At 67.6% G+C, this 14,716-nt stretch carries 14 protein-coding genes and 1 pseudogene; 10 read left to right on the plus strand and 5 right to left on the minus strand.

The window, feature by feature from the left end; genetic code table 11:
- The first annotated feature begins 4 nt into the window (after positions 1-4).
- The 5 genes from I1A62_RS36500 to I1A62_RS36520 all read left to right on the plus strand — a co-directional run bounded on the left by I1A62_RS36500 (position 5) and on the right by I1A62_RS36520 (position 5,987).
- The gene (locus I1A62_RS36500; protein WP_219457085.1) at positions 5-784 is read left to right on the plus strand and encodes a TIM barrel protein; all 780 of its coding nucleotides are present in this window, start codon (positions 5-7) and stop codon (positions 782-784) included.
- Between the two features lie 80 nt (positions 785-864).
- On the plus strand, positions 865-1,905 hold the full coding sequence (locus I1A62_RS36505; protein ID WP_219457087.1) for a YncE family protein: 1,041 nt from the start codon (positions 865-867) through the stop codon (positions 1,903-1,905).
- A gap of 515 nt (positions 1,906-2,420) precedes the next feature.
- On the plus strand, positions 2,421-3,122 hold the full coding sequence (locus I1A62_RS36510) for a hypothetical protein (RefSeq protein ID WP_124392479.1): 702 nt from the start codon (positions 2,421-2,423) through the stop codon (positions 3,120-3,122).
- 32 nt (positions 3,123-3,154) lie between these two features.
- On the plus strand, positions 3,155-4,480 hold the full coding sequence (locus I1A62_RS36515; RefSeq protein ID WP_219457089.1) for a TIGR03118 family protein: 1,326 nt from the start codon (positions 3,155-3,157) through the stop codon (positions 4,478-4,480).
- Between the two features lies 1 nt (position 4,481).
- Positions 4,482-5,987 (plus strand): hypothetical protein, encoded by a 1,506-nt coding sequence (locus tag I1A62_RS36520; RefSeq protein WP_219457091.1) that lies wholly within the window; start codon positions 4,482-4,484, stop codon positions 5,985-5,987.
- On the opposite strand, the gene I1A62_RS36525 is transcribed toward I1A62_RS36520, so the two are convergent.
- On the minus strand, positions 5,979-6,401 hold the full coding sequence (locus I1A62_RS36525) for a hypothetical protein (RefSeq protein ID WP_219457093.1): 423 nt from the start codon (positions 6,399-6,401) through the stop codon (positions 5,979-5,981). The genes I1A62_RS36520 and I1A62_RS36525 overlap by 9 nt on opposite strands.
- A 17-nt stretch (positions 6,402-6,418) precedes the next feature.
- Here I1A62_RS36525 and I1A62_RS36530 point away from each other — a divergent pair, with 17 nt between their 5' ends.
- The 5 genes from I1A62_RS36530 (at position 6,419) to katG (ending at position 11,754) form a co-directional block, all read left to right on the plus strand.
- A complete protein-coding gene (locus I1A62_RS36530; RefSeq protein ID WP_219457095.1) occupies positions 6,419-7,759 on the plus strand; it encodes a sensor histidine kinase in 1,341 nt (446 codons plus the stop codon).
- Between the two features lie 17 nt (positions 7,760-7,776).
- Positions 7,777-8,439, plus strand: coding sequence for a response regulator transcription factor (locus I1A62_RS36535; RefSeq protein ID WP_124392568.1), 663 nt, complete (start codon positions 7,777-7,779; stop codon positions 8,437-8,439).
- 87 nt (positions 8,440-8,526) lie between these two features.
- Complete coding sequence (locus I1A62_RS36540; protein ID WP_179220070.1) at positions 8,527-8,682, plus strand: hypothetical protein; 156 nt, start codon at positions 8,527-8,529, stop codon at positions 8,680-8,682.
- Positions 8,683-9,044: 362 nt separating this feature from the next.
- Positions 9,045-9,488, plus strand: a complete 444-nt coding sequence (locus I1A62_RS36545; protein WP_087555081.1) for a Fur family transcriptional regulator — start codon at positions 9,045-9,047, stop codon at positions 9,486-9,488.
- 37 nt (positions 9,489-9,525) lie between these two features.
- On the plus strand, positions 9,526-11,754 hold the full coding sequence (katG, locus tag I1A62_RS36550; RefSeq protein WP_219457096.1) for a catalase/peroxidase HPI: 2,229 nt from the start codon (positions 9,526-9,528) through the stop codon (positions 11,752-11,754).
- A gap of 84 nt (positions 11,755-11,838) precedes the next feature.
- Here katG and I1A62_RS36555 read toward each other — a convergent pair whose 3' ends face one another.
- The 4 genes and pseudogenes from I1A62_RS36555 to I1A62_RS36570 all read right to left on the minus strand — a co-directional run bounded on the left by I1A62_RS36555 (position 11,839) and on the right by I1A62_RS36570 (position 14,616).
- Positions 11,839-12,072, minus strand: a complete 234-nt coding sequence (locus I1A62_RS36555; RefSeq protein ID WP_124392474.1) for a hypothetical protein — start codon at positions 12,070-12,072, stop codon at positions 11,839-11,841.
- 90 nt (positions 12,073-12,162) lie between these two features.
- The gene (locus I1A62_RS36560; RefSeq protein ID WP_219457098.1) at positions 12,163-12,942 is read right to left on the minus strand and encodes an acetoin reductase; all 780 of its coding nucleotides are present in this window, start codon (positions 12,940-12,942) and stop codon (positions 12,163-12,165) included.
- A 275-nt stretch (positions 12,943-13,217) separates the two neighbouring features.
- Positions 13,218-13,565 carry a hypothetical protein gene (locus tag I1A62_RS36565; RefSeq protein ID WP_257890621.1) on the minus strand — a complete coding sequence of 116 codons (348 nt, stop codon included), beginning with the start codon at positions 13,563-13,565 and terminating at the stop codon, positions 13,218-13,220.
- Between the two features lie 236 nt (positions 13,566-13,801).
- Positions 13,802-14,616 (minus strand): annotated as a pseudogene (locus tag I1A62_RS36570) (IS5 family transposase).
- Positions 14,617-14,716: the final 100 nt, after the last annotated feature.

The following is a 14,716-nucleotide window of genomic DNA, read 5'->3' on the forward strand; positions in this document are numbered from 1 at the left end:
CCCGATGACGTACACGCTCGCCGCCAGCGCCGAAATGCTCTACCTCGACCTGCCGTTCGCGGACCGTGTCCAGCGCATCGCCGAACGCGGACTCCAGGTGGAGATCTGGGACTGGTCCACCAAGGACGTCGACGCGCTCGCCGCGACCGGCGCCGAATTCTCCTCGATGACGGGCTATCTGGAGGGCAACCTCACCGAGCCCGACGGCATCGAGGCGCTGCTCACCACCGCACGCCACTCCCTCGACGTCGCGAAACGGCTCGACTGCCCGAGGCTGAACCTGCACGGCACCGGACTCGACAACCGGGGACTGCCCGTTCGTCCCGTCGAAACAGTCACGCCCGCAATGTGGCTCACCGCCGCCGACACCCTGCGGAAGGTCGCCGAACTCGGTGAACAGGCGGGCCGGGTGTTCACGCTCGAAAACCTCAACCTCGCCGTCGACCATCCGGGTACGCCGTTCGCGACCGCCGCCGACACCCTCGCTCTCGTCCAGGCGGTCGACAGCCCCCATCTGCGGATGAATCTCGACCTGTATCACGCCCAGATCGGCGAGGGGAACCTCATCGAGCTCATCCGGAAAGCGCTGCCCTACATCGGTGAGATCCAGGTCGCCGACGTCCCCGGGCGCTGTGAACCCGGGACCGGCGAAATCCACTATCCGGCGATCGCCGCCGCCCTTCGAGACATCGGCTACACCGGCGTCGTCGGGCTCGAGGGCTGGGCGAAGAACGATCCGGACGACGCGCTCGACGCGTTCGAGGCAGCCTTCGCACACGGCTAGCGTCTGGACACTCCGCTGACACCGTGGTTACCGTGAAATAGCCGTCTTGGCCGAGCGGCACACGCGGCAGGAGGCAGGCGATGTCACTACATCGCACCCGGCGCCAGAACCTGAAAGTGCGGTGGGCACTGCCCGCCCTTGTGTCGGTCGCCGTCCTGGCCGTCGGGTGCTCGAAGCCCGTCCCGCCCGGCACCGGGCCGTTGCCGCTGCAACCGGTAGGGGAAATCGCTTTGCCCGGCAACGGGTCCCGGTTCGACTACGAGAGCCTGGACCCCGAGCGGGGGCTTCTGTTCATTGCACACCTGGGAGCGAGCGAGGTCATCGAGCTCGACATTCACACCCGGCAGGTGGTGCGGACCATCCCGAACATCGCCCAGGTGCACGGTGTCCTCGTCGTCCCGGAGCTGCGGCGGGTCTACGCCACCGCCACCGGCGACAATCAGCTGGTCGTGCTCGACGAGGACACCGGCGCCGACCTCGCCCGCGGCCCGACCGGTAGCTATCCGGACGGGATCGCGTACGACCCGAAACGCGGTGCGGTGTGGACCACCAACGAATCCGGCGGATCGGAATCCGTGCTCGACGCCGCGACCGCCGCGGTTCGGGGAACAGTCGACCTCGGCGGTGATGTCGGCAACGTCGCCTACGACCCCGTCGCCGATCAGATGCTGGTCGCCGTGCAGGGCCGCGACGACCTCGCCGCCATTGACCCGCAGATCCTGACGATCACCCGCCGGCTTCCGATGCCCGGCTGCCGCGGGGCCCACGGCCTCGCCCTGGACCCTGTCGCCCGGCTTGCGTTTGTCGCCTGCGAGAACAACGCCACCCTGATCACCGTCGACCTGAACGGCTGGCAGCCGACCGGCGCGGCATCCGTTGGCGCTGGGCCCGACGTGCTCGCCTACGACCAAGGCGCCCACCGTCTCTATGTCGCGGCCGAATCCGGCACACTCACCGTATTCGACCAACAGGACCGCCACCTCGCCGAGATCGGGTCCGGTCATCTCGCCGACAATGCGCACGTCGTCATGGTCGACCCGGGCACTCACCGCAGCTACTACCCGGTCCCCTCCGGAGCCGACGGGCGGCCTGCGCTCCTCGAGCAAGGGCCGGCCCCCTAGCGGCCGCACGTGCGGCGTGCTATCGCGCACGTGAAACGAAACGAATAGTCGGGCAACCATTCCGGAGAAGGCGAAGGCTGCGCCGACCCGGAGCCCGCTCTCGATCCCCAGTCGACGGCGGCAACTCCGTGCGCACACTCGGATCACGCAGATTGTGAGGATTTCACCGGTGTGTGATTGCCGACACATAGATTGACTTAGGGGCGCCAAACATTTTTACTTGAGCGGCCCGCAAACAAAGGGCAGGCTTAGCTATATCCTGTGAGTAAGCTGTGAGCAGATTCGAGAGGGGACCGTTCGTGACCACACAAGCATGCCGCCTCCTCTCGGACGGCACCGGCTTCAGGAGCTGACAGGCTCCGCAGACCGGCGTCCGGGACAGCGCGCGCCGACAACCGCCCCCGTCGACTTGTGTGGACTCCGTTCGCGCACTTCTCACTCAGGACCGGTTCGCCCATGCATCCCTGCTGTACCCGTACGCCCGAGCACGCGCCCGTCGTCGTCCGGAGCGTCCCGTGACGCGCCACGAACCCGAGGTCGGGCCACCTACTCTGATCTCCCCCGTCACGCCCCTCGCGCCACGACAGGTTCGTGCCGACGCCGTGTCGTGGGGTCCGGTCCACGCAGGCAGGCCGCCACGCAACGGCCGGAAGCGTGTGCTGCCCGTTCCGCCGGGAGAGCCGGAACGCCCACTTGCACTTCATGATTCTTGGTTCATCGTGCTCGCCGCCGCGCTCCTGGCCGCACTGGCGCTCGCCGGGGTCCTGTGGATCTCCGTGCACGTCCGGGTGGATCCCGTGCTGCACACCGCGGCCCTCTTCGTGCACCTCGCGTCGCTGGTGCTCGGCTTCGGGGGTGTCCTCATCGCGGACTACCTGGTGCTGCTGTGGATCTCCGGCCGGTCGACCCTCGCCGAGGCCATCCGCGGCGCGGAACGCCTACACCTGCCCATCTGGGCCGGCCTCGCCGGCCTCGTGGCCAGCGGCGCACTCCTCGAACCCAATCTGGTCTCCACACTCACCCGGACCAAGCTGGTCCTCGTGTTACTCCTGACCGTCAACGGACTACAGGCGCTGATACTGGGCAGGCGGATCGCGCACAGCGATGCGACGCATCTTCCGACCCGGCTGACGCTGTGGGGCGCGGCGACCGCACTCATCTCCCAGCTGTGCTGGTGGGGTGCCGTGTGGATCGGCTTCTGGAACGCCGAGCACTGATCTTCCCGTACCCCTGAGAGAGGCATAGATCGATGAAGAACACCCGCACGACGCTGTCGTGGGCCGCGCTGCTCGTCACGGCGGCGGCGTCGGCGACCGCATGTGCACCGGCCGCGTCATCGCACGCACTCCAGGATCTTCCCGGCAACCGTTACGCTCGAGCCGCTCTCGTCGCGAGCAGTGCCGATGCCGCCGCCGCGACCACCGTTCCCACAATGGTGAACGCATGGGGAGTGGCTATCCGCCCGCAGGGCGAAGGCGGCCACTTCTGGGTCGGAGCGGGCGGAAACTCCTTCGAGTTCGTCGGCGACGTGACGGCGTCGCCCGACCCCGCACTGCGGACTCTGCACCAGGACGCGCTGCACGAGGTCAGTGTGCCCGGCGCGGATGCGGACACCTCCGAGGCCGGCCTCGGAAAGACCACCGGTGTCGTGTTCAACCCCGCACCCCTCAACTCCGACAGCTTCGCCGTCACCGGGCAACCCGTGATGGTGGACGGGCGACAGGAGTTGCTCGGCGGGTCGTCCCGATTCCTCTTCGCCACCGATTCCGGCCGCATCTCCGGTTGGACCGAGCGGGGGGCCGACGGACGCATCGTCCGGCACGACGGACCCGCGAAGGAGATGTTCAACGGTGAATCCGCGGGGATGAGCTTCTTCGGGCTGGCACTCGCACCCGGCCGCGACGACACATTGTGGGCCGCCGATTTCGGTGCGGAGCCGCAGATCCGGCAGTTCGACAAGGCCTGGCAGCCCGTCGCCACGCACGGTTTCGCCAATCCGTTCGCGACCGGAGACCCGCTCGACTCCGCCGACCCGAACGGTGGCAAGCACGCCCGCCCCGGCGATCCGGCCCCGTTCAACATCGTCACGGCCGGTGACCGGGTCTTCGTCACGTACGCGACGACCAAGGCCGCCGAGAACGGCACGGGATTCGACGCGGGCGAGGAGGACTCACTCGACGCCGAACAGGAGACCGCGAGCGGCGACCGTCCCGACCGCGGCAAGGTCGCCGAGTTCGACGCCTCGGGCAATCTGGTCCGTGTCCTCGACGACCAGGGCCGCCTCAACGCCCCGTGGGGTGTCGCTGTCGCACCCGCCGATTTCGGTGCGCTCGCCGGAGCGATCCTCGTCGGCAACTTCGGGGGTGCGGGTCGGATCGCCGCATTCGACGACGAGACCGGCGCCTTCATCGACTACGTACGTGACGAGTCCGGTGCCGTCCTCGCAGTGGAGGGCCTGTGGGGACTGTTGTTCGGCAACGGGGAGAGCCTTGGCGACTGCAACTCGCTCTACTTCACGGCCGGTCCCGCGGACGAGACGGACGGCGTCTTCGGCCGCCTGCGCGCGGTCAACTGACGTGGACGACACCAACACTCACGGTCTCGGGCTGAGCGTCGGAACCGCGTTTGCCGTCGCAGCGGTCGCCGGTGCGGTCGGCGTCGACGCCGTGCTGGCCCGCCGTTCCACGCTGACGTTCGGCCCGTCGTCGATCGTGCGGTTGGGCGACCAACCGGGCGACACAGGTGTGGTGGCGGGCTTCGCGGATCGGATCGGGGAGGCCGTCGTCGCGGGCGACGGCCTCCGCTACTCCGGACAGGATCTGGTCGCCGCCGCCGCGCACTGCCTGATCGCGGAAGCCGACCAGCCGGACGACCCGCCGATCGTGCTCGCCCACCCGGCCGTTCACCTGCCCCGGGTCGTGAACGCACAACGGGAAGCGCTCGATCGTGCGGGTCTCGGCAGGGTGGGTCTGGTCGCCTCGCCCGTCGCCGCCGTCGCCTGGCTCGAGTCCGAACACGGTCCGCTCGGCGAGGGACTCGCGCTCGTCTGCGAGTTCGGCGCCGACAGTCTCGACCTCACTGTCGTGGCGTTCGGTGCCGCGAGCGGTTCCGATCCGATAGTGGGGCGGCCACTCCGTTCGACGGAGTTCCGCGGGCGTCACCTCGCCGGGGTGGGGGAGGACTCGATCGACGACACGGTCTCGGGGAGTCTCGAACTGGTCGCGGACTGTCTTCGTGTCGCTCGCGTGAACGTCACCGATCTCGACGTAGTCATCGTGACCGGTGCCGCGGCGACCGATCCCGTCGTCGAGGAAGTGCTATCCGGGGCGCTGGGCGCGCCGGTGGTGTGCGAGACGACGCCCGGCCACGCATCGGCTTGTGGGGCAGCCATTCTCGCGGCGGCAACCAGGTCCGGTACTGCAGCAACAGCATCCGCGCATCCGGCATCGGTTGGACGACGGGCCCTGCGCGTTACCGCAGCTGCGACCGCCGCCGCGGCGATGATCGCCGTCCTGTGGCTTGCCTGCGACATGATCTCGATACGGGAGCCGGGGGCGGGTTCGTCAGTCACCGCACACGCGTTCGAGTTGATCGAACAACCAGGGCCGCCGCGAATCCCGGCCGCGAGAACCACAGCCTCGAGCCCGGCCCTGTCCGCGGTGGCAGTTCCCCAGGCTGTGCCGGCGGTGGCAGTTGCCTCGGCCGAGTCGATATCGTGGGTTCCCCGTCTGGTATCGATTCACGCGCATCCTCCGCTGATCGAACCGAGCGTCGAACTCACCGTCGAAGCCGATTCTCTCCCAACGGCATCCGCGTCTGCGCCACTCATCTCCGCGGTGACACCGCCAGTGTTCGTGCCCACGAGTGCTCCGGTGGCGACCTCGACTCCGCCGGATCCCACCGAGTCCACGCCGGCGCCCACCGAGTCCACGCCGGCGCCGACCGACGCACCCGATCCGACGACGTCGCCTGTCGAGCCGCCCCTCACGGACGCGCCGAGCGAACCGGCTCCGGACCCCGGCGACCCGACGTTGCCCTCATCTTCGCCCTCCGAGTCGGAGCAGCCCACCTCGTCACCGTGACGACCCGCCGCTCAGCACGGCCGTCCGCCGGTAGGTCCGGTGGCCGGACACGCGTCCCGTGGTGTGGGCTTCGATCATCTGTTGCTCGTCGCGCTGGGAACCGCGCAACGGCAGGGACGAGGCGGCCGCGGCGTCGAGGAGAGCGCGCAACGCCGGCTGCTCGGTCGCCAGTTCGCGCCACGCCGCGTTCACGGGTGTGCCGTACTCGACGGCTTGATCGAGACGGGCGGCGAGATGATTGCTCCACCGGTGCTGAAGGGCCAGCAGGATGTTGTCGGCCGAACCGAAAAGCTGGATCGCGCCGGGCAGTTCGTCGAACCGCAACGCCAGTGCGGGGTCGACGTACGCCCGCGCCAGGACCTCTTCCAGTACCGCCCGGCGTGCACGGAAATCGTTCCACGACATCTCGGCCACCTCCGTAGTTCCGTTGAATGCCCGCAACGCTACGGATCCGCGGAGACGGTTTCGCCGTGCCACGGTCGCGGTTTCGTCTCCTACCGTGGGCGGAGGCGGCCTCCGCTCCGGAGACGACGCGGCCGGGGTGGGTCTTCGCCTACGCTGGTCGTGTGCAGGTGACGACATTTTTTCGTCGACGCGTGGCGGAGAGCGAGTACGACTACCCGCTCGCCGTGCCGGTGTTCGCGCACATCGCGGTCGTCGCCATCGCCGGTGCCGCTGTCGCACAACGCGACGGCTTCGTGCCGCCGGGGTGGGTGCTGCTGTGCGGTCTGGTCGCCGCGGTGACCCCTGTTGCGGAAGACATGATCAGACTGGGCGTGGTGCTTCCGCGGCCGTTCCTGGCCGTCGTCGTGACCGTGGCGGCCGCACTGTTGCTCCTGCAGCAACCCGACACCGCGTTCGACTTCGCCCCGCTCATCCTGGTGATCCTCACCGGCGAGGTCGCGGCGACGGCGTCGCTGGGGGTCAGCCTCGCCACCCTGTTCAGCTCGATGGCGGTCCTGTCGGCGTTCGGCGTGGCGGGGCGACTCGACGGCGCGCCCTACGCCCTCGCCGGAGTCGTACTGGGCTGGGCATTCGGGTATCTGATGCTCACGCAGTTGCGCCTCCTGCATCAGGAACGGGCCTCGAAGGCGATTCAGTCGGAGCAGGCCGCCACCCGTGAGCGCCAGCGGATCGCCCGCGAGGTGCACGACGTCATCGCGCACTCGCTGAGCATCACGCTGCTGCATCTGACCGCGGCCCGCCGCGCGCTCGAGCAGGACCGCGACGTCGACGATGCCGTGGATGCGCTCTCCGACGCCGAGCGGCTCGGGCGGCAGGCGATGGCCGACATCCGCCGCACCGTCGGGTTGCTCGACGCGGGCCCGGCGGGTACCCGCCCCGAACCGGGGGTTGCCGACCTTCCCGAGCTGATCGACGACTTCCGCCGCGCGGGTCTCCCGGTGGACTTCGACCTGCAGGGCGACCTGTCCGCGGTGACCGGGACAGTCGGTCTCGGCCTGTACCGGATCACGCAGGAGTCGCTGGCGAACGTCGCCAAACATGCGCCCGGCGCGGGCGCCGACGTGCGGCTCACGATCGAGCCGGAGCGGGCGATCCTCGCGATCCGCAACCCGATCCGGGGCCGGGGTTCGGTACCGGACAGCTCGCGCGGTTCCGGTCTGCGGGGCATGCGCGAGCGCGCCAAGTTGCTCGGTGGCTCGCTCCGCGCCGGCCCGGACGGCAGGCGGTGGTCGGTGCACGCCGCGGTGCCACTGCCCCGAGACTCGTGCCGGCCGGCGATTCTCCGGCACATTCCGGGACTGTCGTGACCGGCCCGGAGATCAGGGTGCTGCTGGTCGACGACCAGGAACTGGTGCGGTCGGGGCTGCGCCGGATCCTGCGGCGCAAGGACGGTTTCGTCATCGTCGGCGAATGCGCCGACGGCTCGGAGGTGCCGGGCGCGGTCGCGGAGCACACCCCGGATGTCGTGCTCATGGACCTGCGGATGAAGAAGGTCGACGGCATCCGTGCCACCCGCGACCTCCGGTCGGCCGCGCAGCCGCCGCCGGTGCTGGTGCTCACCACGTTCGACGACGACGATCTGCTGTCCGGATCGCTCCGCGCCGGTGCCGCAGGGTTCATCCTCAAGGATTCGCCGGCCGAGGATCTGATTCGCGCCGTGCGCACCGTCGCCGAGGGCGGCGCCTGCCTCGACCCGGCCGTGACCGGACGGGTTCTCGCCACGTACCGCACCGTCGCGCCCTCGTCCGACGGGGACGGCAACCGCCTCACCGAGTTGACCGCGCGGGAACTCGACGTGCTCGCGCTGATCGGGCGCGGCCACAGCAACGGCGAGATCGGTCGTGAGCTGGGCATCTCGGGTGTGACCGTGAAGAGTCATGTCGGGCACATCTTCCTCAAACTCGATCTGCGCGATCGCGCGGCCGCCATCGTGTACGCGTTCGATCACGGTATCGTCTCCCCGGGCGACACCGGTTCGGCCGTGTGATCAGGTGCCGCGGTTCCCTGACACCGACAGCTTCCTGCGCCTAGGATTCGCATAAAAGCCCGAGCCACTCTCACAGAGGAATTGGCCATGATCGCAATCGGTGTGGTGCTCATCGTCGTCGGCTTGGTCGTCAAGATCTCGTCATTGTGGATCGCAGGCCTCATAGTCGGCGCAGTCGGCCTTCTCCTCCTGCTCCTCGGGCTGATGGGCCGCAAGGTGGGCGGACGCAAGTACTGGTACTGAGGGCCCGCCCCGCCAGTCACGTTGTGGCCGTGTCGAATCGAAGCGTCGCGCGGCTACGGCCGGCGCACGGGGAATCGGTCACAGGGGAGGGTAGTGGGGGCAGCGGCGGCACCACCGATTGGCGGCACAACACCACCCGCCGAACCTCAACGGTGGCAGCGGTGGCGGTGGACTGTTCCTCGTGCCGTCGGATTGTCCTCGCCGGATTCGGTCCCGTCGGTCGTGGTCACCTTCGAGCTTCCCTGACGGGTTGTCGGAGCACTCGCCGGTGATCGGCCACCATTTGTATGTAAGTGGAAGTCACGGAAAATTGTTTCCGCAAACTCTTTACTGAGTCCAGAAAAGTAGTCCATAGTGGGTGGGTGCCGTCGATGCCGGATTACGCAGCGTTACTGCGCGGGGCTGAGCTTCGCGTGACCCGCCCGCGGGTCGCGGTGTTGGAGGCGGTGCACGCACGTCCACACGCCGATACGGAGACGATTTTCGGCGCGGTGCGCACGGTTCTGGACGGGGTGTCCAGGCAGGCCGTGTACGACGTGCTGCACGCAGTGACCGCGGTGGGATTGGTGCGCCGGATACAGCCGGCCGGCTCCGTGGCTCGTTACGAGTCGCGGGTCGGAGACAATCACCACCACGTGATCTGCCGGTCGTGTGGGGCAATTGCGGACGTCGACTGCGCCGTCGGCGAGGCGCCCTGCCTGACCGCGTCCGACGACAACGGTTTCCTCGTCGAGGAGGCCGAGGTCATCTACTGGGGTCTGTGCCCCGACTGCTCGACAACACAGACTTCTCGATCGAAACCCTGACCAACAGCCCAAATTGGTCTCTCCCGGAAGGAATGTTGTGTCCGATAGCTGCCCGGTCGCTCACGAGGGAAACACTCAGAGCACCAGTGAAAGTGAAAACCCCGCAATCCCGTCCCCCACTCCGACGGCGCACCGCCCGAGGACGAACCGCGACTGGTGGCCGAACCAGCCCGAGCTGTCGGTCCTGCACGCGCATTCGTCCAAGTCCAACCCGATGGGCGAGAACTTCGACTACGCAGCGGAGTTCGCGAAGCTCGACGTCGAGGCACTCAAGCGCGACCTCACCGATCTGATGACGGATTCGCAGGACTGGTGGCCTGCCGACTTCGGCCACTACGGCGGCCTCTTCATCCGGATGAGCTGGCACGCCGCAGGTACCTACCGCATCGCCGACGGCCGCGGCGGCGGCGGTCAGGGCGCCCAGCGTTTCGCGCCCCTCAACAGCTGGCCCGACAACGCGAGCCTCGACAAGGCGCGCCGCCTGCTCTGGCCCGTGAAGCAGAAGTACGGCAAGCAGATCTCGTGGTCCGACCTCCTCGTCTTCGCCGGCAACGTTGCACTGGAGTCGATGGGGTTCAAGACCTTCGGATTCGGGTTTGGACGCGAGGACATCTGGGAGCCCGAGGAGATCTACTGGGGTCCGGAGGACACCTGGCTGGGCGACGAACGCTACAGCGGTGATCGTGACCTCTCGGGTCCGCTCGGGGCCGTGCAGATGGGTCTCATCTACGTGAACCCGGAGGGTCCCAATGGCCAGCCGGATCCTCTCGCCGCCGCCCGCGACATCCGGGAGACGTTCGGCCGCATGGCGATGAACGACGAGGAGACTGCGGCGCTGATCGCCGGCGGCCACACGTTCGGTAAGACCCACGGTGCAGGCGACGCCGACCTGGTCGGTCCGGAGCCGGAAGCCGCCCCGATCGAGCAGCAGGGCCTGGGGTGGAAGAGTGCCTACGGCACCGGCGTCGGCAAGGATGCGATCACCAGCGGCCTCGAGGTCGTGTGGACCCCCACGCCGACGAAGTGGGACAACAGCTTCCTCGAGGTTCTGTACGGCTACGAGTGGGAGCTGACCAAGAGCCCCGCCGGTGCCTGGCAGTGGACCGCGAAGGACGGCGCGGGCGCCGGCACGATTCCCGACCCGTTCGATTCGTCGGCGGGACGCGCCCCCACGATGCTGACCACGGACCTCTCGCTGCGCATCGACCCGGCCTACGAGAAGATCACCCGCCGTTGGCTCGACAACCCGCAGGAGTTCGCCGACGCGTTCGCGAAGGCGTGGTACAAGCTGCTGCACCGCGATATGGGACCCGTCACGCGCTACCTCGGCCCGTGGGTGCCGGAGGCGCAGCTGTGGCAGGATCCGGTCCCCGCCGTCGATCACCAGCTGATCGGTGACAGCGAGATTGCCGCCCTGAAGGGCAAGATCCTCGACTCGGGGCTGTCCGTCCCCCAGCTGGTGTCCACCGCCTGGGCGTCGGCCGCCACGTTCCGCGGCACCGACATGCGGGGCGGCGCCAACGGAGCGCGAATCCGGCTAGCGCCGCAAAAGGATTGGGAGGTCAACAGCCCGGCCGAGCTGTCCAAGGTTCTGCAGACCCTCGAGCAGATCCAGCAGGACTTCAACTCGTCGCAGTCCGGTGGTGTGAAGGTCTCGCTCGCGGATCTGATCGTTCTGGCTGGTGCCGCGGCCGTCGAGAAGGCGGCGAAGGACGCCGGCCAGGACATCACGGTTCCGTTCACACCGGGGCGCACCGACGCCTCGCAGGAGCAGACCGACGTCGAGTCGTTCGCCGTCCTCGAACCGCGGGCCGACGGGTTCCGCAACTACCTGCGGCCGGGAGAGAAGTTGCCTGCCGAGGCGCTTCTGGTCGAGCGGGCCTACATGCTGAACCTCACCGCCCCCGAGTTGACGGTCCTGATCGGCGGCCTGCGTGCGCTGAACGCCAACTTCGGGCAGACGGCGCACGGCGTGTTCACCGACCGGCCCGGGGTGCTGACGAACGACTTCTTCGTCAACCTCCTCGACATGGGGACGGTGTGGAAGGGGGCCGCCTCCGCCGAGAACGTCTACGAGGGCAGTGACCGTGTCACGGGCGACGCCAAGTGGACCGCCACGGCCGTCGATCTCGTGTTCGGTTCCAACTCGCAACTGCGTTCCCTCGCCGAGGTCTACGCGACCGACGACGCGCAGCAGAAGTTCGTGCAGGACTTCGTTTCCGCGTGGGACAAGGTGATGAACCTCGACCGGTTCGACCTCGACTGATCACGGTGGTCGGCCGGCCCTCGGGCCGGTCGACCGTCACCGGACCCGGCGCCCCGCGAGCATCTGCTCGCGGGATGCCGGTGTTCAGGCCATCGACAGTTTCTCGGCGTTGCGTACCGCGGTCTCGAGGTGCCTGTCCGCGGTGCTCAGATCCAGCCGGGCGTCGCTGAGGCTGTCGATCACCCCTTCCCGCGAAGCGCCGTCGGCTGTGCTGTGGAGAAGGTCGAACGCGTCGGTCAACTCCTTGATGCGGTGTTCGAGTTCCTGCAGATCGGCCCGCAACCGGGCGGTGCGTTCGACGAGGTCGCCGGCGTCCATGGCTGCCCCCTTTCATCCCGAACTCACTGACGCGTCACCACCTCGTCTACCCGCGGTTGCGGCCGCGAAACCACTACCTGAGGGCGAGACCTACCGGTACACGAGGCCGCCGTCGATCAGTCCGGCCTGCCCGGTCATGTAGTCGGAGTCCGGTCCGGCGAGATACGACACGTACGCGGCGACGTCCTCGGGTGTCTGTGCGCGGCCGAGGGCGATGCCGCCGACGAACTTCTCGAACGTGGCACCCTTCGGCGCCCCGGTGAGGTCCGCGAAACGCTCGTCGATGGTGACCCACATGTCGGTGCCGACGACGCCGGGGCAGTAGGCGTTGACCGTGATGCCCTCGGATGCGTACTCCTTCGCCGCGGCCTGGGTGAGTGCGCGCACCGCGAACTTGGTCGCCGAGTACACACCGAGCATCGCGAACCCCTCGTGACCGGCGATCGACGACGCGTTGATTATCTTCCCGCCGTGCCCCCGCGCCCGGAACTTGTCGGCCGCGGCCTGGATTCCCCACAGCACACCTTCGACGTTCACGGCCAGGATCCGTGACACGTCCTCGGGTGTCGCGTCGGCGATCGGGTCGACCTGCGCGATGCCCGCATTGTTGACGATGATGTCGAAGCCGCCCAGTTCGCGCTCCGTCCGGTCGACGGCGGACCGGACCTGATCGCGGTCCGTCACGTCGGCGATCAAAGAGATCGCCTTCGAACCCGCCGCCCTGACCTCGTCGGCCACCGCACCGACCCGGTCGGCGTTGACGTCGACGAGCGAGATGTCGGCGCCGTCCGACGCCAGCCGCAACGCGATCGCTCGTCCGATGCCCTGGCCCGCGCCGGTGATCAACGCGACCTTGCCCTCGATGCTCATCCCTAGCTCCTCTCCCATGTGATCGTGCTCATATGAGAGCCAAGCATCGCCGGCCGAGGCGGTGCGAGGGTTGCAGTCGATTGCATGCGCGCCCACACGAATGGGCCGGACGTCGTCCTCCCACCCTGCGGAATGGTTCGATCGGTGGATGTGACCCGACCGCACGATCGATGTTCGACGAAAGATATTCAGAGACAACATTTTTGATCACAAGACGACGCGTAGGCGGGGGAGTGGGGACATGGGCCCATTCCTCGCTCCACACGTGGTCGGTGTCAGAAGGGGTTGTAGATCCACACCCCGCGGTAGTCCCACTCGCTCGACCCGGTCGGAATCTTCATTTGATAGAGGTTGTGCTCGTTCCCGAGGTGATCGAACTGGCGACACCAACCCTGCCCATGGAAGGACGCACACTCGATCGTTCGGTTCGTGCCGTACGGGCTCAGGATGATCGACTTGTCGGCATTCACGCCGAATGCTCCTGGGTCGAGGGGCGTGACGAAATAGGAGGTCTGATCCTTGTACCCAAATGGGTCGGGGTCGACTGGATCGGCGGATGCCACCGACACATTGATGCCGAAGGGGATCAATGACAGGATGGTTGCCGCGATAACCCGCTTCACTTGCACTCCATTCGCTTTCGGGACGAATGCCGTCCATGGCCGAGTCGATGCTCTCACTCGACTATCGCGCGCGGTCTGATTGCGTTACGCCGCATCCAGCTATTCCAATGTGAGTGGCGCATATTCGTCGATTTCTTGGCACCTCTGCTGCACCCTGGGCGCGGAACGAGCTTTCGATTCCCCGGAGGCCGGAGCGCCTCTTTCCCTAAGAGCGCGTCTGAAAACTCTGGTTCGTGTCACGCAGTGCGGGCGAGTCGGCGTGACATGGTCGCGATCATGGCGATGTAGACGACGGCTTCGTGGTGGTCGAGTCTGGTCTCGTAGTCGCGGACGCAGCGGCGATGTTTGCAGATCCAGGCGAAGGTCCGCTCGACCACCCACCGCCGGGGCAGAACCTTGAATCCTTTGACATCGTCGGTGCGTTTGACAACCTGAACCGTGAGGGACAGAACATGTTTCGCCCAATCGATTAGCCTGCCCGCATAGCCGCCGTCGGCCCAGACCAAAGAAATCGCCGAGCACTGGGCGCGCATCGCAGCCAGCAGCCGGACCGCGCCGTCCCGGTCCTGGATCCCGGCCATCGTCACCACGACCGCCAACAACAGCCCGCTCGAATCCACAGCGATGTGCCGTTTACGGCCGTTCGTCTTCTTCCCCGCATCGTATCCACGACTCGACCCGGGCACGGTGTCGGAACCCTGCACCGATTGGGAGTCGACGATCTGCCGCGGACGGCAGCGGGTGGCGGCCGCCCTGGACCCGCACCCGATCGCGTAGCGTCGTGAATCCGCTGCCACACTCCTGCCCGGACCCAGCGGACGAAGATCGCGTACACCGTGGTCGCGGGCGGGAACTCCGTCGGCAACTGCCGCCAGGCGATCCCACCTCGAACGACATAGAAGATCGCATCAAGTACCAGACGGCGGCAGTGCTTTTCGGGACGACCACCACTGCCCGTGGTGTTGCCGGGTGGAGGCAGCAGTGGTTCAAGAATCGCCCATTGAGCGTCGGTCACCGAGGATGACGAGTAGACCGCGCACCGATGCCCGATCCCCGGATCCGGGGTAGGGCATGACGGACACAGTGCGATGAGCGATGATGGCAAGTGAACTCCTGGTCGGGTCGTGGCGTAAGCACCTACTGACCTACCA

The sequence above is a fragment of the Rhodococcus sp. USK10 genome (assembly GCF_019378875.1).
Classification (GTDB): domain Bacteria; phylum Actinomycetota; class Actinomycetes; order Mycobacteriales; family Mycobacteriaceae; genus Rhodococcus_F; species Rhodococcus_F pseudokoreensis.